Source organism: Gemmatimonas sp. (genome assembly GCF_046594945.1).
Lineage (GTDB): Bacteria > Gemmatimonadota > Gemmatimonadetes > Gemmatimonadales > Gemmatimonadaceae > Gemmatimonas.
On sequence record NZ_JBKJRB010000080.1, the window covers coordinates 1 to 23,665 of the forward strand.

Consider the following 23,665-nt stretch of genomic DNA (forward strand, 5'->3'; position numbering starts at 1 on the left):
CGCGACATGCGTCAGCGTCAGCGTCAGCGTCAGCGTCAGCGTCAGCGTCAGCGTCAGCGTCGAGCTCACAATACCCACCCTAGCGCTGTCAAGGGCCACGCCGCATTCTCCCTCGCGAGGACCCGAACGAATTCTCCATCACCGTGAACGCTGGCAAAGGATCGGGAATGCAACGTGCGGCGATTGTATTGGCGGGGGTTCTCACGTGCGGTGCCGTGCTCGTTCCGGTCGCACCGAGTCGTGGAGCCGCGCAGGTCGCGCCTCCGGCTGACACGGCGGTTGTGGCCCGCCTGCGTGGCGTCGTGTACGACAGTGTGGCGCAAGCGCCGCTAGCCGATGCCCTGGTGCGCGTGTTCCGCAGCGACAGTGCCGCCGAGGGGGTGTATGCGCGCTCCGATGCCGCCGGCGCTTTCACCGTACCCACGCTGCGTGCCGGTACGTGGCTCGTCTCCTTCCTGCATCCGCGCCTCGACGTGCTGCGCATCGAGGCGCCGGTGGCACGTGTGGAGGTGGTGGAGGCTGGCGAGATCGCCCTGACGCTGGCCCTGCCGAGTGCGGCGACGCTGGCGCGTGCCCTCTGCGGGCCGCCCACCGCGGATAGCACTGCGGTGGTCGTGGGCATCGTTCGCGACGCCAGCGCGCGACGTCCAGTGGCCGGGGCGACCGTGCGGACCACATGGCCAGAGTGGGTGTTCGCGAAGAAGCGCTCCGGGCGTGAGGACGTGTCGCGCGTGGCCCGCACCGACTCCAGCGGCCGCTTTGTCCTGTGTGGCGTCCCACAGGCTACGACCGTCAACGCGATCGCCTACAGCGGCCGCGACACGACCGGGCGGGTGGAGCTTGCGGTCCCGCCGAGCGAGTATCTCGTCTTCGACTTCATGATTGATCTGGACAGCGCCGCTACTGCGGCGGGCGCCGGAGGCCTGTCCGCGGACCCACTGCTACAGATCGCGCCGGCAATTGCATCGAAGCCAGCCGAAGTGTCGTTGCGGTACGGACGCGGCGCCGTGCGTGGAACTGTTCGCACGCCGGACGGCCGGCCATTCGCCAGCGCGGTCGCCCGCATTCTGGGCAGTGGTAGCGCGAGGCTCAGCGATAGCAGTGGGGTCTTTCGGATCAACGATGCGGCGGCCGGCACCCAGACCCTGGAAGTGCGGGCGCTCGGCTTCGAGCCACAGCGCCGGCCGGTGGTTCTGACGCCGAACGAACCATTGGACGTCGCGTTCGTCGTGCAGAAGACAACCGTGCGCCTCGACACGGTGCGGGTCGTCGCCGGCCGCAACCTTCCCCCCGAGCTCGAGCGCCTCGAGCGACGCTGGCGTGCGCGTCGAGGGGTCGTCCTTGATCGTGAAACCGTACGCAGTCGCTCGTCCTTTGGAATCACCGGCTCCCTGCGGGCAATTCCCGGCGTCCGTCTTGGCTCTCGTGCGGGCTACGGCAACGTCGTGTATATGCGGAGTGCCGGGGGAAGAGAGTGCACCCCGCCGCTGTTCCTCGACGGTTTCAGATTCGAAGCAGGCGATCTGACCCTCGACGAAGTGATCTTCGCCGACGATGTGGCCGCTATCGAGGTGTACGTGCGGGGCGTGACTGTCCCGGCCGAATTCTTCTCCGAGTGTGGCGCGGTCGTCGTGTGGACACGGCAGTTTTTCGATAATATCCCCGTGCTTGACCCGACGAAGACGCGCAACCGGGGCCGCTGAACCTTCTGGACGCGGGAGCGCGGTGTGCAATGTCTCGGTCGTGCCGTGGCCTCGACGTTCGAGGGTTTCGGGCAACGGGCCGTGCTACGGTGGGCGAGTAGCAGTGCTGGCCCAAACCGACGGTATCCAGCAACGCCGGTCGTCTGCCGCGCGTCGCGTGTAACTCCCAGCTCATGGCCGGCATGACCCATTTCCTCGAACGGCCGCAGCGTCCCGTGCCCGGAACTGTCCTCCGGCGCACGTCGTGTTTGGCCCCTCGACTTTAGGCGTCGCTACCACAGCGGGGCCCAACCCCCGCCGCGCGTAGCCCATTGGCACTGGCCTTGGTGAACAAGCCAAATGCTTTTTGGTGTTGTCGCTCCGATTCCGTTGGCGCCCAGCACACCGGCGCGAGATCCCAGCAGGAGTCGGTCGATAGCGGACGTCACGTAAACGGGCGTTGAGAGGACTCGCCAAGGCGGCGGCACGCCTGGCGCTCAACGAGTCGGCAAGGCGAATGCGGCCTCATACAGGAACGCGCCGCGATGGCGGCAAGAATGGGCCTCGATGACCTGACAATGATGCGGGGACGCGCAAGATCGTCCCCCAAACGTACCCCAGCCTCGCCAGCGGTGAACGCGGCGAGGCTGGGTGGTTATACAAATCGTTGTCGTTACTCGCTGTACACCATCGGGATGACAGGATTCGAACCTGCGACCCCCTGAACCCCATTCAGGTGCGCTACCGGGCTGCGCCACATCCCGTCGCGGAATCCAAACCCGCGAACAGACTGAAGAACGTAACGCGCTCCTCGGCGCCAAACCAGTGGTTGACCGCCGGTTTCCGCGTTCTCGAACGCGCGAGCCCCCGCCCGCGTAAAACGGATGACCGTCTTCCCGACCGCCCCTACTGAGTACTGCGTGATCTGTCTGGCTCGTTTCGTTTGTCCTGTCCGCGTCGCTGGTTCGCTCGCGCTTGTCGTCGCATCTCTGTGCGGCCCGCCATCCAATGGGCTCGAAGCGCAGCCATCCCCCAAGGTCGCCCGCGCGGTCCGTGTATCGCGTGCCCCGCGCGTTGACGGTCGCTTGGACGACGACGCATGGTCTCGGATTCCGCCGATCGACGACTTTTTGCAGCGCCAGCCCAATGAAGGCCAATCGCCTACCGAAGCCACGGAAGTCTTCATCGCGTACGACGCCGAAGCGCTTTACGTCGCCGCCCGTATGCGACGTCGCAACCCCAAGGAGCTGGCCCGTGCGGTCACCCGGCGCGACGGGTTCGGCAATACCGAACGGTTCACCATTACGTTCGACCCGCAGATGGACCGTCGCACGGCGGTCGGCTTCGGTGTCTCCGTGGCCGGCGTCCGATCGGATTTTCGCCACACGCAAGACGACGACATGCGTGGCCGAGAGAGTCAGTACGACCCGGTGTGGACGGCTGCCACTCGCGAAGACTCCAGTGGATGGACCGCGGAAATGCGCATCCCGTTCTCTCAGCTCAGGTTTCCGAAGGCAGACCGGCAGCGATGGGGCATGCAGATCGATCGATGGATGCCCGACAAGAATGAAGACATTCAGTGGGCGATGGTGTCGCCTCGCGAGACCGGGTACGTCTCGCGATTCGGCACCTTGGAAGGTCTCGACGGCGTCTCGCCAACGCGCCCTGTGGAGTTTCTGCCGTATGTGGCCGGCGATGCCACGCGACGCGGCTCGGCGACGGCCGGCAATCCCTTGAACCGTCCGCTCGCGGGTCGCATGGGGATGGACGCCAAGGCGGCACTCGGCTCCAGTTTGACACTCGACGCGACGGTGAATCCGGACTTTGGACAAGTCGAAGCCGACCCCGCGGAGGTAAACCTGAGCGCCTTCGAAACCTTTTTTGATGAACGTCGACCGTTCTTCACGGAAGGCAGTGAAATGGTCCGCGGAAACGGAGCCCAGTACTTCTATCCTCGCCGCATCGGCGCGCCACCACGCGGTTCGGCCACCGGCGATTTCGTCGACACGCCACGAAGCAGCACCATCCTCGGCGCCGCCAAGCTCACCGGTCGCTTGCCGAGCCGCCTCTCCATCGGTGCCGTCACCGCCGTCACGGCGGCCGAGCACGCGCGGGTGTTCCGATCAGATTCCGGTGTCACCAGCAGCGTGCCCGTCGAGCCGCGATCGGCCTTCGGCGTGCTACGGCTCCAGCAGGAAATTGGCAGGCAAGCTTCCACCGTCGGCGCGTCGTTCAGCACCGTGCAACGGAGCGTGGGCGGTCAACCAACGCTGGCGGGACTTCTCGCGCGCGAGAGCTACTTCGGCGGAACCGACTGGCGCATTCGCTTTCAACAGGGCAAGTACGCCATCAGCGGATTTGTTGCGGGTACGCATGTAGCGGGCGACACGGCGTCCATTCGTCGGCTGCAGACGGCGAATTCGCGCCTCTTCCAACGCCCGGACCGCCGAAACCTCCTGTTCGATCCGCTCAAGACGTCGCTGTCGGGCTACTCGGCCCAACTCCGTGCTGACAAGGATGCGGGACAGCACATTCTGTGGGGAGCCGAGGTCAAGGTCGAGTCACCGGGGTTCGAACTGAACGATCTCGGTCGACTGCAATCGACCGACGACATCGAGTACAACGCCGATCTCCAGATCCGCGAGACCACACCAGGGCGCCTGTTCCAGAACTGGCGACTCGGTTTCGAAACGCGCGGTGCGTGGAACTTCGAGCGAACGCACCAGCTGAACACGTGGTCGCAGAACAGCAGTGCAACGCTGAGAAACTTTTGGAATCTCAACCTGCGCTCCACGATCGCGCTGGCCACAGTGGACGACGCCGTCACGCGCGGCGGGCCGTACATGGGACTTCCCCGCGAGTTCCGTCAAGAGTTCCGCATCAACAATCCCTTCGGGGCGCGCACCGGTTGGCGTATGAATGGCGGATACGCTGTCGACGAGCTCGGCGCGTGGCGCCGCAACATGTCGGGCCAGATCACGCTGCGACCTTCGCCACGCGTCTCGGTATCCGCGGAGCCTATTTTCCAGTCGGGCACTGAACCGAGACAATATGTCACTCGCGTGGCAGGTGGCACCCGCACGTATGGCAACCGCTACGTCTTCGCGTTCATCAATCGCACCACGATCTCCACGAAGCTCCGCGCCAATTACGCCTTCTCGCCCAACCTGTCGGTCGAGGCCTACGCCGAGCCCTTCGTGGCCAGTGGTCGCTACTCGCGCATCGGTGAACTGGCGGCCCCACGCAGTCGGCTGCTGCGGGAATACGGCACCGACGGCACAACGATCGCCACCGATTCTGTTGGCGCGCTCACGATCACCGATGGCGCGTCGACGTTCACGATCGGGAATCGCGACTTCAACATTCTGTCATTCCGTTCGAACATGGTGATGCGGTGGGAATGGACACCTGGCAGCACGTTCTTTCTCGTCTGGCAACAAAACCGTCGGACGGCCGAGGCCTTCGGCGATCCTTCGAGAGCGAGCGATCTGTTCCGCACGACCCGCGCCAGCGGTGACAATTTCCTCGCCGTCAAAGTCAGCTATTGGCTCCCCGTCCGCTTCGGCGGACGGGGCTGAACGGCGCGCTGGAGCCTCCGTTGAGGCCGGTCCCGGGGTGCGCGCGTCACGAACGATCGGCGCCGAAGCACGATTCATGAATTGACAACTGGACCACGCACCGCACCTTTCACGTATGCCTACTGCCCTGCGCGTCCTGCTGTTGGCCTTCGGCCTAGCTCCGCTGTCACTCGCGCCGGGCCCGACGACATCGATTGCGTCATCAGTGCCGAGATCCTTGGCGAGCGCGCGGAAGACGGTCGCCGTGCTCACGTTCGACAACAATACCGGCAAGTCGGACTACGACCATCTCGGCAAGGGAATGGCCGCGATGATGACCACCGATCTGGCCGCGGTGAACGACATCCAACTGCTGGAGCGCGAGCGCCTGGCCGATGTCACGAAGGAGATCGACCAGCAGCGCTCGCGCTACTTCGACTCGACCACGGCCGTCAAGGTCGGGCGGCTGTCCGGTGCCCAGTACATCGTGATCGGCTCCATCGCCGCGGTAAATCCGCAGATGCGTATCGACACGCGTATCATCCGCGTGGAAACTGGCGCCATCGTGAAAACCGCCAACGTGACGGGCAAGGAAGAGAAGTTTTTCGAGTTGCAGAAGAAGTTGGCGCGGCAGCTCATAAGGGACCTCGACATCGCGCTCACGCCGGACGACGAAGCGAGACTTGATGCGCGACAGGAAGCCAACCGGGTCGACGATTTGGATGCCGTCGTGAAGCTGTCGAACGCCATGAGCATGGCGGACGCCGGCGACTACGGCGGCGCGATGCTTAAAATCGCGCCGGTCGTGGCCAAGTATCCGAACAGCACCTTTGTGAAGATCACCGCCGATGAGATCAAGAAGCGGGCGACGCAGAGTTCGAAGGAGAAAGCGAAGAACGGCATCAATAACGGCATCAACAAGCTGATCAAGCGGAAGTGGCCACCCACGAACTAGCTGTGTACGCTCGCCAGTGCCTCGTCCACCGACTTCCGTAGATCGTCGAGTGCGACCGGCTTGAGGAGGACCGCGTGCGCGCGTGCGGCGGCGATCCGCTCCGGCGTGAGCCGGTGACTGAATCCCGTGAGAATCAATACCGGCAAATCGGGACGCAGCATATGCACGGCCTCGGCCAACATATCGCCGGTCATACCGGGCATCGTCTGATCGGTAATCAACAGATCCACCGCTGACGGCTGGCGTTGAATGAAGGCCAGCGCCGCCTCCGGCTGCGCGAATACATGCACGACCTGCCCGTAGTGCTGCAAGGCGCGCTCCACCACCCGGGACACGCCCGGCTCGTCGTCCACCACGACCAGACACGCGCCGGCATATGGACTCTGCTCGAGCACATCGTTCTCGTCGGCGTCGATGGCACTGCCGTACGCCGCCGCCGACAGCTCGGCCGCCGACAGCTCGTCCTCCACTCCGAACGCCGTTTTCCTCTCCGCCTCGTCGAGCTCTTCGTCCCACAACCCCTCGATCACGGCGCGGGGGAAGCGCAGCTCGAAGGTGGTGCCCTGTCCGATTTCACTCATGACGTCGGCACGCCCGTGGTGCGAAACCACGATGCCATGCAGCACGGCCATGCCGAGGCCCGTGCCTTCACCGGTGGGCTTGGTCGTGAAGAAAGGTTCGAAGATTCGGTGGCGCACGTCGGCGGACATTCCGTCGCCCGTGTCGCGGACCTGTAGCACCACGACAGCGCCGTTCGGCTCCGGCGATGACTCGGGTACGTGTCGCGACGACAGCGCAATCGTGAGCACACCATCGGTTTTCGATCGCATCGAGTACTCCGCGTTCGACACCAGGTTGAGCAACAGCTGTTGCAACTGCGTCGGATCTCCCATCATCAAGTGCGACGGCTCAGCGCCTTCGATCACCAGCGTCACCGTTCGCGGAATCATGCGCCGCAACAGCGGCTGCAGGTCGAGCACCAGACGCGACACGTTCACGTACTCGCGCGTGGGCGTTGAGCGTCGACTGAAGGTGAGAATCTGACGAACCACATCACGCGCGCGATCGCTGGCATCGAGAATCGCGCCGAGATTCTCTTCATTGCTGCGACCCTTGCGGAGTGCACTCTTCGCGAGTTCCGCGTTGCCGCGAATGACACCGAGCAGGTTGTTGAAGTCGTGGGCCACGCCGCCGGCGAGCGCCCCGAGTGATTCCAGCTTCTGCGCCTCGCGGATCTGCGCCTCGAACCACGCCTTCTCCGCCTCCGCCTGACGCATCATGCTGAGATCGCGGATCACGAGATGTGTCAGCAGTCCACCACCATTCGGGACGGTGGTGACCGTGCACTGTACAGGGACCTCCGTATCGCCGCGCTGCACCATGAACTCGGATGGTGGTGGCGTGGACATGCCGGTGCCGGGCGACAACGGGAGCGGCAGCGACACGAACTGGTCGAGCGGACAATTCTGCAACTGCGCAGGCGTCGACACGCCGAACAGCGCGGCGGCCATCGCGTTGCCGGCAGTCACGCGACCGTCATTGACGAGCAGCTGCGCATCGATCGCGCGATCGAAGATCATCCGGCACGCCCGTTCGCTCTCGCCAAGCCGACGCGTACTGTCGCGGAGCAGGCCATTCAAGCGAATCAGACGTACGCGCCATCGGAATGCGACAACCCCGAGCAGGAGCAGCATGGCGACGAACGCCCCTGCACCACTATAGGTACTGGGGCTCACGCGAATCCTTCAGCGGCGGTCCGTACGGCGTCGTCCATTGGCGGGAATACCGAGTTCGTGGACTCGAGCGTTTCCACGAGCATGCGCGCGATGAGATGATTGCGCACCGCTTTGTTGTCAGACGGTACGACATACCACGGCGCCCATGGTGTACTGCAGCGTTCCAGCATCTCCCGATACGCGTCCGTGTACGCATCCCAGCGGTCGCGGTCCTTCAGATCCTCGAGACGGAACTTCCAGTTTTTCGTCGGATCGTCGAGTCGTGCCGTCAAGCGTTCGTGTTGCTCTTCCGACGAGACGTGCAGCATGCACTTGCGAATGATCACGCCACTGTCGGCCAGCATACGTTCGAACGTGTTGATATGCTCGAAGCGAGCACGCCACACCGATTCCGGCGCCAGTTCTCTCACGCGCACCGCAAGTACGTCTTCGTAGTGCGATCGATTGAACACCCCGACCATACCGCGCGGCGGTACGACCTGATGCACACGCCAGAGAAAGTCGTGGCGCAGTTCGAGCGGCGTGGGCGGACCGAAGGCGGCAACGTGTACCCCGATGGGATTGAAGGCACCGTACACCGTCTTGATGACGCCGTCTTTGCCCGAGGCATCGCGCCCCTGCAGTACGAGCAACAGCGCGTGCCGTCCGTCGGCGTAGAACGCTTCCTGCAGCTCAGAGAGGCGCGTGAGCAGCGTGTTCGTAGCCGCCTCCAGCGCCGTCTTGTCGACCGAGTCTTCAATGCTGGCCGACTTGCTTCCCAGTTTGATCTTCTGACTCAGATCAACCGGTGTGAGCTGCAACGAGGAGAGTCCGTTGGACATCAGTCGTTTCCTCCCATGGTCGCAGCACGGCCCGTCATTTCCTGGACCGCGATGAAGAACGCGAGTTCACGGGCGGGGGTGGGGTCGTCGGCGCCGAACGCGGTAGGCACGAGCGTGCGAAACATCTCCACCGCTTGCGCGAACCGTTCAACGTCGTGGGGCGCGCCCTCGGGATCGGGGAACTCGATCCGCCCGTGCACGACCACACTGCGCCACTCGAACAGGGCCGTAATTGCATCGACCTCGAAGGCGACCCACGGATGATGCGCCAGCACGTTCACCTTGGTGCCGTACTGCGTTCGACCGTAGATGTGGCCGTTGGCGTAGACATAGTGGATCGGTTCGATATCGACGCGATCGCGAAAACTGAAGGCCAAGCGTCCGACCTGCTGCGACGTGAGCAGCGCTTCGCATTCCGCCCGATCGAGGACGTGAAAGTCAGGCTGATTGGTCATGATTCCTCCGCCGGCTCGTACGGCTCCATGTGAATGAGCACTCCCATCGCCGCCGGCACCCGCTGCCGGATCGCGGTTTTTACCATACCGGACAGAATGTGCGCGTCATGGAGCGAAAGCGCAGGGTCGGCCTGCACGTGAATGTCCACGTAGAATGCGGTGCCGGATTTCCGAATTTTCAGCTTTTCGATCGCCCGCACGCCCCGGGTGGAGAGCGCCGCGTCGGACACCGTGGCCAGGATCGCCGGCTCCGGTGCACGATCCATGAGATCGCGAAGCGCGGTGCGCAGGAGCAGACCACCATTGATCAGAATGACGCCGGCCGCCACGAGCGCGGCCCAGTCATCGGCCGGCTCCCAGCCCGGGCCACCGATGAGCGCCATCGAGATACCGATAAACGCCGCCCCTGAGCTGATCGCGTCGGCGTGATGATGCCACGCATCGGCCGCGACCGCGACGCTCCCCGAGGCGTGGCTGACCGCCATCACGCGCTTGGCGAGGAGCTCCTTGACGACGATGACCAGTGCCAGCACCAGCAGCGTCCACCACGCCGGGGCGTGATGCGGTGTGCGGATCTCCGCGATCGCCTCGATGGCAATACCGGTAGCGGCGCCGAGCATGATCGCCGACACGGTGGCCGCCGCCAGCGCCTCGGCGCGGCCGTAGCCGAACGGGTACCGCTCGTCCGGGTCCCGACTGGCGATCCGGAGTCCGCTCCAGACCACCAGCGAACCGACCATGTCGGTCGAACTCTCTACCGCGTCGGCGACCAGGGCGTACGAGTTTCCAAGAAGCCCGGCCAGCAATTTGATCACCGCCAACCCCGCATTGATCACGAGACCAAGCTGCGCGAGGCGCTGGGACTGGGGGGTGGCGGGACGGGCGTCGGGATCCGAGCTCATCTATAAAATAGAAAGTGTGGAGAAACTGTGATGGATGCCCATTCTCGGTCGTCTATCCCAGAGAAGTCGTCCCGGTGACGCTCGTGGCATCATTTGTGTGATGTAGTCACTGTTGCCGGGAGTCTCTGACGGCGTAAGTTACTGGTCGGTGGTAGCGGTTACAGTTTTAGCTCCTTTCGTCCCCATTTTGGCGGAAGGTGGTGACCGTACTCATCAAACGCTCACCTATTCGGGAGGGATATGCGTACCCTGCACAAGTTCATCATCGGTGCGACGCTCAGCGTCGCGCTTCCGGCGTCCGCCTTCGCGCAGCGTCAAGGCGCCATCGAAATCGGCGCGTTCGGCCGTGTCACCAAGTTCGCCGACACACTGAAGCTCGACACGGGGCTCGGCCTCGGTGGTCGCGCCGGTATCTATGCGTTCAAGAACTGGCTCCTTGAAATGGAGCTCAGCTATGCCGACGTCGACGTGAACCTGCCGCTGACCGGTCAGGTTGGACGCGACACGCTCAACAAAGTGTCGCATGCTCTGTGGGCGTACCGGCTGACCTACAACCACCCGCTTTCGGACCGCGTCAAGCTGCTGGCTGGTGCCGGCTATGCCTATGATTCGTATGGGCGTGTGCGTACCGTGGCGCCGCGTGGCGGTGGCCCCCAGGGTCTGCTTGGCCTGCGGTACATCATCAACGATCGCCTCTCGGCGCGTTTCGAAGGCACCGGCACGTACGTGTTGCCGGCCGACGACAACGCCAGACCGGTGGCTCGTGCCGCCGCGCTCAACCTCGGCGCTCAGGCTGGTTTGAGCCTGTCGTTCTTCACCCGCGACCCGAAGCCGCGCATCGTGACGGATACGTTGCGCATCTCGATGCGGGACACGGTGTATGTGAACCGTATCGACACCGTGCGTCTCGTTGGCCCGTCGCCGCGTCCGATTGTCATCGGCGCGATCAACTTCTCGTTCAACAAGAGCGACATCACGGCCGAAGCCAAGACGATCCTCGACGTCATCGCGGCGTCGCTGGTCGATCCGACAAACTCTTCGCGCACGATCACCGTGACGGGTAACACCGACGCAATCGGCTCGGAACGCTACAACGAAACGCTCGGACAGGCGCGCGCCGATCAGGCGAAGGCCTACCTCGTCTCGAAGGGCGTAGCGGAATCGCGTGTCATGGCGCGTACGCAGGGTGAGACGGACCCGGTTGCTCCGAACACGACCGACAACGGCCGTGCGACGAACCGCCGCGTGCTGGTGATGCTGACCAACTAAGTCCCGTCCTTGGTTTTGCAGTACTGCGAACGCCGCGTCGATCTTCGGATCGACGCGGCGTTCGACTATCGGCCCGTTAGATTGTGTGACGAATGGACAGCCCCGCCCCCACGCCGCCGGCAGCGCCGCCGGCACCGCCCCCGATCGCCAAGCCAGTCGTCAAGCCCGCGACCATGTCGCACCGGCTGGAGTATGCCGGCACGCGCGTCGCCGTGTTCGGGCTCCGGCTCCTCGGCTGGCGCGGTGCGAGCTGGGTAGGAGGTCTGATCGGCCGGTTCGTCTACAGTCCGATCGGCATTCGGGCGGGGGTGGTGGAACGTCAGATCGCGGCGGCGTTTCCGGAGTATTCGCGCGAGCGCGTGGTCCAAGTTTCCCGCCGCTCCTATGACAGCCTTGGTCGCACGTCGATCGAGACGGCGGTGCTCCCCGGAACCTCGCGGCAACGGGTGCTTGATCGCGTGGAGCGCGTCGAGGGCTGGGAGCTCGTCGAGGCGGCACGGGCCAAGGGCAAAGGGCTGTTGATCGTGACCGGCCACCTTGGGAACTGGGAGTTTGGTGGCGCGTATTTCGCTGCCCGTGGCATCCCCATCGACGTCGTGGCCCGCGGGATGGCCAATCCGATCTTCGACGCCTATGTCACGCGGACGCGCCGCGAGATTGGCATGGAAGTGATTCACGACAAGGACGCCGTGCGGCGCACGCCGCGATCACTGCGGGAGAACCGCGCGATCGCCTTCGTGAGTGATCACGATGCGCTGGGACTGGCCAGCACCTTCGTGCCTTTCTTCGGCCGCCCCGCCAAGACCCCGCGCGGGCCCGCCGTGTTCGCGCTCCGCTTCGACGTTCCCACCGTCTTCGTGGCGGTCGTGCGTCAGCCCAGCGGCCGCTACGCGATCCTCATCGAGCCGGTGGACGTCGAGCGCACGGGTGATCGTGACGTCGACATCGATGCCATCGTGCTGCGCTACACGCAGATCCTCGAGCGTCTCATACGCGAGTATCCTGAGCAGTATTTCTGGCAGCATCGGCGCTGGCGCCGTCAGCCGCCCGATACACCGCCGCATCTCCTCGAGCCGTAAACAGGTGAGCGCGGCGAAGAAGAAGACGAAGCGCACCGTGAAGCGTGTTACGGGCTGGCGTGCAATCGTGCGGCGTCTGGCGTTGATCGTATTGATCCTGATGGCGCTGCCCGTGCCGTTCATCCTGCTATTCGCTGTCGTGCAGCCGCCGATCACCTCCGTGATGCTGCAGCGCGTGGTTGCGCGCACCGCGAACGGCGAGCGGCCGATCTGGCCGGCGCACACCCCGGTGTCGCGCCGCGACCTGTCGCCGTATCTCCGGCGTGCCGTGCTCGCGTCGGAAGATGATCGGTTCTATCTCCACTTCGGCATCGATACGGTGGAGCTCAACAACGCCCTCGAGCGGAGACGGCGCGGCGGCAAGCTGCGTGGTGCGTCCACGCTCACGCAGCAGGTGGCCAAGAATCTGTTCCTCTGGAACGGGCGTTCGTTCGTACGGAAGGGGGTCGAGGCCTACATCGCCCTGCTCCTCGAGCTCCTGCTGTCGAAGGAGCGGATCCTCGACCTGTATCTCAATCTGGCCGAATGGGGACCCAACGCGTTCGGCGCCGAAGCAGCCGCACGGCTGCATTTCAGCAAAAGTGCAGCCAATCTGACGCGGGACGAGGCGGCACGATTAGCCGCGATCCTGCCCTCGCCTCGTCGATGGTCACCCAGGGGATCGATCGCGACCCGACGCGCGGCGACCATTCTGTTCCGTATGCAGTACGCGGCACCAAAGACCGAACCGCCCACGCCCGCGAAGAACCGGCGGTCTCGCTAAGCACGTCACCGGACGGCGGATTCGTGCACGCGCGATCATCGCTACGTGCCGATCACCAATCCGCCGTCAACGGTGAGCACAGCCCCGTTGATAAATGCGGCAAAGTCGGACGAGAGAAAGCAGTAGGCGTTTGCCACGTCTTCGGGTGATCCGAGGCGACCAGCAGGCGTGTGCGTTTGCATGGCCTCGAGCGCCGATGCCGGCATCCGGGCGGTCATCTCGGTGGCAATGAAGCCCGGCGCGATCGCGTTGACGGTGATGTTCCGCTTGCCGAGTTCACGCGCCCACACTTGCGTCATCCCAATCACCCCGGCCTTTGTCGCGACGTAGTTCGTCTGACCGAAATTGCCATGCAGGGCGACCACGGACGACGCGTTCACGATCCGTCCGCCACCGCGTTTCAGCAGCTCGGGGACCACGGCCTGCGTACATGTGTAGACACCTTTCAGATTCACCGCCACGACGGCATCGAATTCGTCGTCGGTCATCCCCCCCGTTACGGACCCGTCCTTGATCTTCACCAGTTGCGAATCGCGCGTGATGCCGGCGTTGTTGATGAGAATGTCGATGCCGCCGAAGCGCGTGATGGTGAGCGCCACCGCAGCGTCCACGCTGGCGCGCCGTGTTACGTCGGTCTCGATGAAGTGCACATCGAGTCCCTCTGAGGCGAGCGCGACCGCAGTGGCTTCACCGATCTCCGGCACTCGATCCCAAATGGCCACGTGAGCGCCGCTTTCGGCGAGACGGCGCGCCGTGGCGCGGCCGATGCCGTTGGCGCCGCCGGTCACAACCGCGACGCGATGTGTCAGATCGATATGCATGCGCGCCAAATTATCGCGCGGGCTCAGCCGTGCAAGTGCGATGACGTTAGTACTTTTGAATTATGAAGCATACTGAGCTCTTGTTGGGAGGTGCCCTGCTCGCGACCTGCGCCCTCAGCGCTTGTCGCAGCGAGTCGCTCACGCCTTCCGCCCCCACCTCGCGCCCTGGGATGCGCAACATTCCTGAGTTGCCATCCATGCCGGTATCGACCGTCGACGCGCCGATCAGCTATGCGCTGGAGCCCGCGCTCACCGCGCTTGAGCAAGCCGTGCCACGACGCTTCGGCAGTCTCGACAAGCGCCTGCAGATTCCGTCGAACAAGCGGCAGCAAGTGGCGTTCGCCGCCTCGCGAACGCCGTTTATGGTCAAGTTCGACGGTGAGCGGCTCACACTAACCACGACGGTGTCCTACACCGGGCGCGGCTGGTATAAGCCGCTGATCGGGCCGACGCTCAGCGCGTCGTGTGGCACCGACGACTCGCCGCCGCGGCTCAACGTGGTGCTCACCACCGACATCGGACTCAATCCGGCGTGGATCCTGGAGTCTCGCTCTCGTGTCACGTCGCTGCGCGCGGCGTCCACGGATGTGCGCGACGCATGCCTCGTGACGTTTCTCAAGATCGACGTGACCGATCAAGTGATTCGCGCCGTCCGCCCGTTGTTGGCATCGAAGCTGCCCGCGCTCGACCGCAAGATCGCCGGGTTCGACGTGCGCACGCGGGTGGAGAAGTGGTACGGTATGTTGCAGCGTCCCATCCGCGTGCGCGACAGCCTGTGGCTTGAGCTATCGCCGGAACAGCTGCGGCTTGGCCAGTTCTCGCTGCAAGACAGCGCACTGGTGGCCACCATCCGCTTGTATGCGCATCCGAGACTGACCGCCGGTCCGCAGCCCGTCGATCCGAAATCACCGCTGCCACCACTCTCGCCGGCATTGAAAGAAGTCGGGGACAGTGCCCGCATCCGCATCGAGGGATTGTTGCCGTACGATGTGCTGTCATCGACGTTGTCGCGTGAGCTCGCCGGTCGAAAGTTTCGTCGCTTCGGCCGCGCGGTGCGGCTTGATTCGATTGCGGTTTCACCGCTCGACGACGGACGCGTGGTGCTGGCCGCTCGCGTGAGTGGAGACATCAATGGCACCGCGTATCTCGTCGGTACTCCGCGACTCGATCAAACCACGCGCGCGCTGATCGTGCCCGATCTGGACTTCGACGTGTCGACCAGCAATGCGCTGGTGCAAGGGCTCGCCTGGCTGCGGAAAGGCGACATGGTTGCGCAACTGCGCAAGCAGGCTCGCTTTCCGCTCGACACCATTCTCGAGGAAACGCGCGCCAAAGTTGAAGGCGCTCTGAATCGCGACCTCACGAGTGGCGTGGAGCTGTCCGGAACCGTGCGCACCGGCAAGTTGCTCGACGTCCTCGTGCATCCACGATGGCTCGTCGTACGGGCCGAAGCGGCCGGCACGCTCGCCCTCGATGTCGACCGCGCCATCACCGTGAAGCGCAAGGGCAGCGCGCTGCGCTGAGTGCCGCACCGTCCCCTTGGTTGGCTTCGAATACGCCGTTACACTGCCCGTACGGCCCTCTCCGGTGCCGCCCGTGCCCTATCATCACTCCTCCGTGCCGACCCACTCTCCATTCATGCTCTCCCGTCAATCGTTATCGCTCCTCCTGGGCGCGACCGTCGCCGCCGGCACCATGCTGGCGCCGGTGGCGATGCGCGCACAGTCGACGGCAACGTCGTCGACGAAACCGGTCACGAAACCGGCGGCGACTGCGGCGGCGAAGCCGAAGGTTGCTAAGCCACAAGGTGCGCTCGGCCCGCAGTCGGGCGACCGGCACCTCGCCTTCAAGGGCACCGGTAGCGATCTCGACTCGCTGTGGCCCGTCAAGACAGCCGCCCCACTGCCGGGGTCGATTTTTCCCGCCAAGCGCGTCTTGGCGTACTACGGCAACCCGCTGTCGAAACGCATGGGTATTCTCGGTGAGTACGAGACGAGCGAGATGCTCGCCAAGCTCGAGCGTGACGCCGCCGAATGGTCACGGCTCGATCCGACGCATCCCGTGCAACCTGCGCTACACCTGATTGCCATGGTCGCCAACCCGGACCCGGGGCCAAGTGGCAAGTATCGCACGCGCATGGACAGTGCCTTGATCGAGAAGGTGTACGGCTGGGCGAAATCGAAGAACGCCCTGCTCTTCGTCGATTTGCAGGTCGGTCAGAGCACGTTGCAGCAGGAGCTTCCGTGGATCGAAAAATTCCTTCTGCGTCCCGACGTGCATTTGGGCATCGACCCTGAGTTCTCCATGAAGTCGAGTGGCGCCGTTCCCGGTCGTCGCATCGGGACCTACGACGCCGCCGATATCAATTACGCGATCAAGTTCCTGGCCAACCTGGTGGACAAGCACAAGCTGCCGCCCAAGATCCTGGTGGTGCACCGCTTCACGCCGAAGGGCGTGACTCATGCGAGAAATATCAAGCTCGATCCGAAGGTGCAGGTCGTGATGCACATGGACGGATTCGGCGCCCCTTGGCTCAAGCGCGACACCTACTATCGCGACATCAAACGGGAGCCCGTCCAGTTCACCGGATGGAAGCAGTTCAGCAAGGCGAAGAACGACAAGCCTCCCACCACGCGCGAAGCGATCTTGCGCCTCTGGCCCGCGCCGCTGTACATCCAGGTGCAGTAGCACCTCCCGCGACCGCCGGACCGCAGTCGGGGAGGACGTTCCCCTCCTCGACTGCCAATGCAGGCGTGTATGCAACGACGTGAACTGCTGACGGTCGCCGCCGCCGCGGCCGCCCTCACACTCCTTCCCAGTGAAGCGCGCGCGGCGTGGACAAAAGCCGTGACGCCCGAGCGTGACCAGCGCGTGCCAGCGGTACTGACGGCCGCCCAGCGTGCCACCGTCGCCGCGCTCGCCGACGCCATCATTCCGCGCACCGATACGCCGAGTGCAACCGACGTCGGCGTGCTAGCCTGGATCGATGTGATCGCGGCCGACTACTACACCGACGTTGACCGTCGCGCCTTGACCACCGGCCTCGACGCCATCGACGCGCAAGCACGCGCGATTGCCGGACAACCGCTATCAACGGTCACCGGCGAAACGCTCACGCTCGTGATGAATGCGCTCGACTCGCCGTACGACCGCAACACGCCTGCCGCCCGCGGCTATTCACGGGTGAAGGGGCTCGTGATTCACGGCTACTTCACGAGCGAGCGCGTGCAGCGCGACGTGCTGAAAACCGACATCATGCCGGGTCGCTTCGATGGTGCCGCGGACATGCCCGCCCGCAGCGGAGGCCGCGATGAGTGACGATCTTTACACGGACGCACAACCGCAGCGTCGTGTGTACGATGCTATCGTGGTCGGTTCCGGTATCAGTGGCGGCTGGGCTGCCAAGGAACTTACCGAGCGCGGCCTCGCCACCCTCGTGCTTGAAGCGGGGGGGCCGGTGGACTTCGGTGGCAAGGATTTCGTAGAGCACATTCAGCCGTACGAGATGAAGTACCGTGGCTGGGGCGATCGCAACGCGCTGGAGAGGGAGCAACCGGTACAGCGCCAGTGCTACGCCTGCGACGAAACCGGACGCAAGTTCTTCGTGAACGACAACGACAACCCGTACGTCTCGCCCGCCGATGCGCCGTTCAAGTGGTTTCGCGGGCGACAGGTTGGGGGACGGTCGATCATGTGGGGCCGTCAGGTTTATCGGTGGAGCGACCTCGACTTCGAAGCGAACGCGAAGGACGGGCACGGCACCGACTGGCCGATCCGCTACAACGACATCGCGCCGTGGTATTCGCACGTGGAGCGCTTTATCGGCGTGACCGGCGCGAAGGAGGGACTGGCGCACTTGCCCGACGGCGAGTTCCTGCCGGCCATGCAAATGACCGTTGTGGAGCAGGTCGCCCGCGAACGTATTTTGAAGGCGTTCAACGGCGAGCGCGTGATGACGATCGGCCGAGCCGCGATTCTCACGCAGAATCACCAGGGCCGCGCAGCGTGCCACTACTGTGGCCCCTGCGAACGCGGCTGCGTTACGCACTCATACTTCAACAGCATTGGCAGCACACTGCCCGCCGCGCAGAAAACGGGACGCCTAACGCTGCGTCCGCACAGCGTCGTGGCCGAAGTGCTGTACGATGCGAAACGATCACGGGCGCGCGGCGTGCGCGTGATCGACGCCCGTACGCAGCAGGAAACGGTGTACGAGGCCAAGGTCGTATTTCTCTGCGCCTCCACCATCGAGTCGGTGCGACTGTTACTGAACTCGAGCAGCACGCGCTGGCCCGAGGGTCTGGCTAACTCCAGCGGCACGCTGGGGCGCTACGTGATGGACCATCACTACGGGTCCGGCGCTGGTGGCACGATGCCCGGCTATCTCGACAAGCGGACGATCGGCCGTCGACCGAACGGCATCTACGTGGCGCGCTTCCGGAATGTGAACACGACGAGCCCTGATTTCCTGCGTGGCTACGGTATGCAGGGTGGCTCGAGTCGATCCGGCTGGGGACGGGGCAGTGGTATGGCTGGCTACGGCGCAGCGTTCAAGCAGTCGTTGATCGACGACCTGGGACCCTGGGGTATCAACATCGGTGGCTGGGGCGAGACCCTGCCGCACGCCGATAATCGCATCACGCTCGATGGCACGACGAAGGACAAGTGGGGCATTCCAGCGGCGCGCATCGACGTGCGTTGGCGCGACAACGAGATCGCGATGAACAAGGACGTCTCGGCCAGCGCCGTCGAGATTCTCGAAGCTGCCGGCGCCATCAACGTTCGTCCGAATCGCACGATGCATCCGCCGGGCCACTGCATCCACGAGATGGGAGGTGCGCGCATGTCGACCACGGCCAAGGATGGAGTGCTCAATGGCTGGAATCAGGCGTGGGACGTTCCCAACCTGTTCATCACCGACGGCGCCGCGATGTCGAGCAGCGCCTGCCAGAACCCGTCGATCACCTACATGGCGCTCACCGCGCGCGCGGTGGCGCACGCGGTTGGTGAACTCAAGCGGAGAAACCTGTGATGCCGCAGCGCACTGAACACACCGGCGTATCACGTCGCGAGGCGCTCCTCGCACTCGGCGCGGTCGCCGTCACCGCGTCTGCCGCACCGCTCGGTGCCACGACCTCCCGCGCGGTGCGTGTGGGTCGGCTCGATCAGTCCGTCGCGCGCTGGTGCTTTGCGCGCACGCCGATCAACGACCTCTGTGCATCGGCGAAGCGCATGGGACTGATGGGCGTCGACTTACTGGGCGATACCGAGTGGGAGATACCGAAGCAGTACGGGTTACAGTGCACGATGGGCAACAGCTTCGGCACGATTCCGATGGGCTTCAATCGCCTGAATCAGCACGAGAAGTTGGTGGCCGATGGGGAAGCGATGATTCCCAACGCCGCGACGGCCGGAGTCCAGAAGATCGTGGTCTTCAGCGGGAATCGGGGCGGCATGTCGGACGGTGAAGGGATCGCGAACTGCATCACGGGTCTCAAGCGACTGATGCCGACGGCCGAAAAGCACGGCGTGGTGCTGTGCATGGAAATGCTGAACAGCAAAGTGGATCATAAGGACTATCACGCCGATCATACCGCGTGGGCGGTCGAGGTAGCGAAAGGGGTGAACTCACCGAGCTTTCGCTTGCTGTACGACATCTATCACATGCAAGTCATGGAAGGCGACGTGATCACGACGATCAAGGCGAATCTGTCGTGGATCGCGCATTTTCATACGGCGGGAGTGCCGGGGAGGAATGAGATCGATGGCGGCCAAGAGCTCAATTATCGCGGGATCGCGGAGTTTATTGCGGGCTCGGGATACCGCGGGGTCGTGGCCCATGAGTTTCTGCCCAGGAGGGAGGGGATGAAGTCGTTACGGGAGGCAGTGGAGGTTTGTACGGTTTAGGGGGGGGCTCTGGGGGCTCTGGGGGGCTCGGGGTTCTTTGGGCTGTGGGCTCTCGGCTCCCGAGGCTCGGGGCATTGGGCTATGTGCTCTCGGCCGTGGGACGTGGGCCGTGGGCCGTGGGTGAGGGAGAGTGGACCGATGTCAGGTGTTGACGCGTTTGAGGAGGTTGATGAGCATGCCACGAATGCGGCCGGCGTGGGCGAGGAGGTCGGCAGCGGTGGCGCTCGCGAGGACGCGTGTGTCCCGCGCGAGCATCAAATGATTTGTTGATTCGGTGGTGGAGCCGAGTGCGACCGCGAGGAATCGTGCGAATTGGGGGTCGGTGACTTGCCCCGCCCCTTCGGCAATGTTGGCGGGGATCGACTCTGCCGCCCGTCGGAGTTGATTGGTGAGATCCGCTCGCCCTTTCACCGCGGTGGCCAAGGCGCGATCGATTGCGACGGCAAATGCATGCGCTTCATGCCATACGCGGAGTTTCGTGAAGTCTTGCATGCTCGCGAGTGTAGCGTTGTTCAAGAATTCCCCGTCACCAGAATGACGCAAGCAGTGCCTGCCCTACTCCCTCTGTTCCCCCCCACGACCCACGGCCCACGGCCCACGGCCGAGCGCTGATAGCCCAGTCGCCCCAAGCCTCGGGAGCCGAGAGCCCAAAGCCCAAAGCCCAAAGAGCCGAAGGCCCAGGCCCAGAACCCAGCACCCAGCACCCAGAACCCCATCTACGGAGAAACCAGTTGACAACCCACCCTCTCCATCACATACTACTATACAACCAGTACTGACTAACCCGGAGCCGCCGCCAGCCGCCATGACCGATATCCATTTCCCCCCCCGCGAACTCGCCGTCATGAGCGTCCTTTGGCGCCTCGGCTCCGCCACCGTGGCCGATGTCCGCGACGCGTTGGACGACGACCTAGCCTATACCTCCGTGCTCTCGGCCCTGCAGACCCTCGCCGACAAAGGCTACGTGCGCCACGAGCCCGAGGGCCGCGCCTATCGCTACTTCCCGGCCGTGGCCGCCGATCGGGCCGGGCGGAGTGCGCTGACCCGTATAAAAGACGCAATCTTCCAAGGGTCGGCTGAGCGTATGTTCACGCAGCTTGTCTCTGATAAACAGCTGAGCCGCGACGAGCTGGAACGCATGCGCGCACTCCTCAACGAGCGCTTGGAGGACGACGCATGACGCCGTCGCTGATGATCGGCTGGATGACGCAGGCGATGGTGGTGAGTGCGCTCCTCGCCGCGGCCGCGTTGCTGCTGCAGCGGCTCGCCGGTCGCGCGCTGCCGGTGCGAACGATCTGGGCCGGTGCGCTGTTCGCGTCACTGCTGCTGGTGCTCGTGGCGCCGTTGCGCACCGCGCCATCCTCCGCTCCCGTTGCGACCGACGTGGTCGCACTCGGCAGGCCGACATCGAACGTCAGCCCCGCACCGACGCTCGACTTGCAATCCATGATCGGATCGATCGCATTGAGCGTGAGCCGCGCCGTCTCCGCCCCAGTGTCCTGGAGCACAGCAACCATCGGTGGACCGCTCGATCGGGCACCGAGACTCGCCCAGCACGCGATCACGCTGCTGTGGCCACTCTCATCCGCGCTCGTGCTGCTGGCGTTCGGCGTGAGCTATCGCCGTCATCGCGCCGCGCTGCGACGCGCGACGCAGCAAGTCATCAACAGAACCACGGTAAGTGTCACCGACGCCCTTGGCCCGGCGGTGATCGGCGTGCGTGATCCACGCATTGTGGTCCCGGCGTGGTTGCTCGAACGTACGCCCCACGAACAGCAGCTCGTCGTCGCGCACGAGCAGTCGCACATCACGGCCCGTGACCCATTGCTCCTGCTGGCCGCCTGCGGCGCCATCGTGCTCATGCCGTGGAATCCGATCGCCTGGTTCACGCTTGCCCGACTGCGTCTGGCCATCGAGCTCGATTGCGATCGTCGCGTGCTCGGTACCGGCGCCTCGCCGCGGCAATACGGCCAGCTCCTCATCGAATTGTCATCGCACGTGCCGCAATCTCTGCATGGCGGCATCGCCCGCACCCCGCTCGCACTCACCAGCCCCGCGTTTTCATACCACGCATCGCACCTTGAACGGAGACTGATCACCATGACCTCACGCCCATCGCGCTTCATTCGCTCCCGTCGCCTCGGCAGCAGTCTGCTGGCCGCCGTCGCGCTCCTCGCCGCCTGCGAATCACAGCTTCCCACGGCGGCCGAGTTGCAGCACATGGACGTCAAGGGCGTGGAAGCCCGAGTTGCGCAGGTCACCAAGATCGACACCGCCAACGTCGTCTATTTCGTTGACAACAAGCGGGTCACGCGCGCCGAAGCGAAGGCGCTCGCAGCCGAAAACATCGCCACGGTGAACGTCCGAGGTGGAAAGGCGCAGGAGATCCGTATCAGCACCAAGGGCGCGACGCCAACAGCTCGATTGAACGGTGCCCCCGCGACAGTGGTCACCCTCGCGGGATCGGCGAAGAAGCCGTTCGACGGCCTTCTGCTCATCGACGGCCAGAAGGCGGAATCCTCGACGCTGAACTCACTCAACCCGGACTCAATCGAGTCAATTGAGGTCATGAAAGGCGACGCCGCGACGGCGGTGTACGGAGAAGCCGGCGCCAATGGTGTCATCAAGGTGACCACCAAGAAGAAATAGCTTGCGGATTTCGCACGATGTGCCGATACTGAAAAACATGACCGCGCACCGCACGGAAGTTTCGCGACTTATTAGCCTTATTCCCTCCGACGTAACGATCCGTGTTACGTCGGGTGTAGTCGTACGCACCAGGGAGAAAGGCCACGTCGTCGCTGCCATGTGACGCACCTGCCGCCCCTCCCGCGTACTCACGGGATGGGCGACCTGGTCAGCATTGCCAAGGCCCCTCCCACGGAGGGGCCTTCGTCGTATCAGGAGCACCCGATGTTCATGCGATTCGATCGCCGGCCGCAGTCCCGTTCCAACACACCGCACCAGCCTTCGCAGGACGCCACCGGTACGCCGTTCGCGCGCCCGGTCTCGACCAATATCGGCCGGTCGGCCGGACATGAAAACAATGACTTCCGCGAGCAGGCCGACGGCGCGCCGTGATTACTCGCTCCGGTAGCGCATGCGGCCGCGCTACGAGAGCAGACGTCGTGCGAGCGCGGTACGTTGAATCACCGTGATGGCGAGCAGTGCAATCCATACCACCAGGACATATCGGCTGACCGATGGGGCGAGCGCGATCAGCACATACACCAACGTGGTTTCGCCGCCCTCAGCCAGCGCGCGCGTGAACTGAATAGACCGATCGCTACTGAGCTGTCGGTGCGTCTTTTCGGCCAGTGATGACAGCGCCAGCGTTGTGGTGATCGCGAGCACGTAGCCGAGCAGCACCACCATCCAGAGCACGACATCGGCGGGCATCGCCACGGCGAACGCGATCGCCATTGCCGAGTAGGCCAGCATATCGAACGTGATATCCAGATAGCCCCCGAACAGCGAGCCGTTGCCCGCTAACCGAGCGAGCATGCCGTCGTAACCGTCCAGCAATCGACTCACGAGCCAGAGCGCGATACCGGACCCTGTGAGATGCACGGCCACCAACGCGGACGCGGTGACACCGAGCACCGCCGCCACGACCGTGACCTGGTTGGCTGTGATTCCCGCACGATGCAGCGCAATCGCTGGGGCACCCCAGTGACGCGAGAGCCATTGCCGAAACGGATCGTCGATCATGCGACGA

General features: G+C 64.2%; 21 protein-coding genes and 1 tRNA gene. 14 read left to right on the forward strand and 8 right to left on the reverse strand.

Annotated features, from left to right (window positions below; translation table 11 throughout):
- Positions 1-143 precede the first annotated feature (143 nt).
- Positions 144-1,703, forward strand: coding sequence for a carboxypeptidase regulatory-like domain-containing protein (locus tag ACLL97_RS09280; protein WP_411280193.1), 1,560 nt, complete (start codon positions 144-146; stop codon positions 1,701-1,703).
- A 669-nt stretch (positions 1,704-2,372) separates the two neighbouring features.
- Here the strand turns inward: ACLL97_RS09280 and ACLL97_RS09285 are convergent.
- Positions 2,373-2,446, reverse strand: a tRNA-Pro gene (locus ACLL97_RS09285).
- A 321-nt stretch (positions 2,447-2,767) separates the two neighbouring features.
- Here ACLL97_RS09285 and ACLL97_RS09290 point away from each other — a divergent pair.
- Positions 2,768-5,260, forward strand: coding sequence for a DUF5916 domain-containing protein (locus ACLL97_RS09290; RefSeq protein ID WP_411280194.1), 2,493 nt, complete (start codon positions 2,768-2,770; stop codon positions 5,258-5,260).
- Between the two features lie 115 nt (positions 5,261-5,375).
- Entirely contained in the window at positions 5,376-6,194 is an 819-nt protein-coding gene (locus tag ACLL97_RS09295) for a CsgG/HfaB family protein (protein ID WP_411280195.1), read from the forward strand.
- Here ACLL97_RS09295 and ACLL97_RS09300 read toward each other — a convergent pair.
- Genes ACLL97_RS09300 through ACLL97_RS09315 form a run of 4 tightly spaced genes read right to left on the reverse strand, consistent with a single transcriptional unit; the run spans position 6,191 to position 10,108 of the window.
- Complete coding sequence (locus tag ACLL97_RS09300) at positions 6,191-7,930, reverse strand: ATP-binding protein (RefSeq protein ID WP_411280196.1); 1,740 nt, start codon at positions 7,928-7,930, stop codon at positions 6,191-6,193. The genes ACLL97_RS09295 and ACLL97_RS09300 overlap by 4 nt on opposite strands.
- Positions 7,927-8,751: a PPK2 family polyphosphate kinase gene (locus tag ACLL97_RS09305; protein WP_411280197.1), complete on the reverse strand. Its 825-nt coding sequence runs from the start codon at positions 8,749-8,751 to the stop codon at positions 7,927-7,929. Before ACLL97_RS09305 ends, ACLL97_RS09300 begins: the two co-directional genes overlap by 4 nt.
- A complete protein-coding gene (locus ACLL97_RS09310; protein WP_411280198.1) occupies positions 8,751-9,206 on the reverse strand; it encodes a pyridoxamine 5'-phosphate oxidase family protein in 456 nt (151 codons plus the stop codon). The genes ACLL97_RS09305 and ACLL97_RS09310 overlap by 1 nt, the downstream gene beginning before the upstream one ends.
- Entirely contained in the window at positions 9,203-10,108 is a 906-nt protein-coding gene (locus ACLL97_RS09315) for a cation diffusion facilitator family transporter (RefSeq protein ID WP_411280199.1), read from the reverse strand. The genes ACLL97_RS09310 and ACLL97_RS09315 overlap by 4 nt, the downstream gene beginning before the upstream one ends.
- Before the next feature lie 240 nt (positions 10,109-10,348).
- Here ACLL97_RS09315 and ACLL97_RS09320 point away from each other — a divergent pair, with 240 nt between their 5' ends.
- From ACLL97_RS09320 to mtgA, 3 genes are all read left to right on the forward strand, one after another.
- Entirely contained in the window at positions 10,349-11,377 is a 1,029-nt protein-coding gene (locus ACLL97_RS09320) for an OmpA family protein (RefSeq protein WP_411280200.1), read from the forward strand.
- Positions 11,378-11,469: 92 nt separating this feature from the next.
- Positions 11,470-12,456, forward strand: a complete 987-nt coding sequence (locus ACLL97_RS09325; RefSeq protein ID WP_411280201.1) for a lysophospholipid acyltransferase family protein — start codon at positions 11,470-11,472, stop codon at positions 12,454-12,456.
- 4 nt (positions 12,457-12,460) lie between these two features.
- Entirely contained in the window at positions 12,461-13,219 is a 759-nt protein-coding gene (mtgA, locus tag ACLL97_RS09330; protein WP_411280202.1) for a monofunctional biosynthetic peptidoglycan transglycosylase, read from the forward strand.
- Positions 13,220-13,260: 41 nt separating this feature from the next.
- On the opposite strand, the gene fabG is transcribed toward mtgA, so the two are convergent.
- Positions 13,261-14,040, reverse strand: a complete 780-nt coding sequence (gene fabG / locus ACLL97_RS09335) for a 3-oxoacyl-ACP reductase FabG (RefSeq protein ID WP_411280203.1) — start codon at positions 14,038-14,040, stop codon at positions 13,261-13,263.
- 170 nt (positions 14,041-14,210) lie between these two features.
- On the opposite strand from fabG, the gene ACLL97_RS09340 reads away from it, so the two are divergent.
- From ACLL97_RS09340 to ACLL97_RS09360, 5 genes are all read left to right on the forward strand, one after another.
- A complete protein-coding gene (locus ACLL97_RS09340) occupies positions 14,211-15,563 on the forward strand; it encodes a DUF4403 family protein (protein WP_411280204.1) in 1,353 nt (450 codons plus the stop codon).
- Positions 15,564-15,678: 115 nt separating this feature from the next.
- A complete protein-coding gene (locus ACLL97_RS09345; protein ID WP_411280205.1) occupies positions 15,679-16,728 on the forward strand; it encodes a hypothetical protein in 1,050 nt (349 codons plus the stop codon).
- A gap of 69 nt (positions 16,729-16,797) precedes the next feature.
- Positions 16,798-17,358 carry a gluconate 2-dehydrogenase subunit 3 family protein gene (locus tag ACLL97_RS09350; protein WP_411280206.1) on the forward strand — a complete coding sequence of 187 codons (561 nt, stop codon included), beginning with the start codon at positions 16,798-16,800 and terminating at the stop codon, positions 17,356-17,358.
- On the forward strand, positions 17,351-19,072 hold the full coding sequence (locus ACLL97_RS09355; RefSeq protein ID WP_411280207.1) for a GMC oxidoreductase: 1,722 nt from the start codon (positions 17,351-17,353) through the stop codon (positions 19,070-19,072). The genes ACLL97_RS09350 and ACLL97_RS09355 overlap by 8 nt, the downstream gene beginning before the upstream one ends.
- Positions 19,072-19,947: a hydroxypyruvate isomerase family protein gene (locus ACLL97_RS09360; protein WP_411280208.1), complete on the forward strand. Its 876-nt coding sequence runs from the start codon at positions 19,072-19,074 to the stop codon at positions 19,945-19,947. The genes ACLL97_RS09355 and ACLL97_RS09360 overlap by 1 nt, the downstream gene beginning before the upstream one ends.
- A 141-nt stretch (positions 19,948-20,088) precedes the next feature.
- Here ACLL97_RS09360 and ACLL97_RS09365 read toward each other — a convergent pair whose 3' ends face one another.
- A complete protein-coding gene (locus ACLL97_RS09365; RefSeq protein ID WP_411280209.1) occupies positions 20,089-20,439 on the reverse strand; it encodes a four helix bundle protein in 351 nt (116 codons plus the stop codon).
- Positions 20,440-20,752: 313 nt separating this feature from the next.
- On the opposite strand from ACLL97_RS09365, the gene ACLL97_RS09370 reads away from it, so the two are divergent.
- The 3 genes from ACLL97_RS09370 (at position 20,753) to ACLL97_RS09380 (ending at position 23,028) form a co-directional block, all read left to right on the forward strand.
- Entirely contained in the window at positions 20,753-21,127 is a 375-nt protein-coding gene (locus tag ACLL97_RS09370) for a BlaI/MecI/CopY family transcriptional regulator (RefSeq protein WP_411280210.1), read from the forward strand.
- The gene (locus tag ACLL97_RS09375) at positions 21,124-22,596 is read left to right on the forward strand and encodes a M56 family metallopeptidase (protein ID WP_411280211.1); all 1,473 of its coding nucleotides are present in this window, start codon (positions 21,124-21,126) and stop codon (positions 22,594-22,596) included. Before ACLL97_RS09370 ends, ACLL97_RS09375 begins: the two co-directional genes overlap by 4 nt.
- Before the next feature lie 195 nt (positions 22,597-22,791).
- Positions 22,792-23,028, forward strand: a complete 237-nt coding sequence (locus ACLL97_RS09380; protein WP_411280212.1) for a hypothetical protein — start codon at positions 22,792-22,794, stop codon at positions 23,026-23,028.
- A gap of 30 nt (positions 23,029-23,058) precedes the next feature.
- Here the strand turns inward: ACLL97_RS09380 and ACLL97_RS09385 are convergent, their stop codons facing one another.
- Positions 23,059-23,658: a CDP-alcohol phosphatidyltransferase family protein gene (locus ACLL97_RS09385; protein WP_411280213.1), complete on the reverse strand. Its 600-nt coding sequence runs from the start codon at positions 23,656-23,658 to the stop codon at positions 23,059-23,061.
- Positions 23,659-23,665 lie beyond the last annotated feature (7 nt).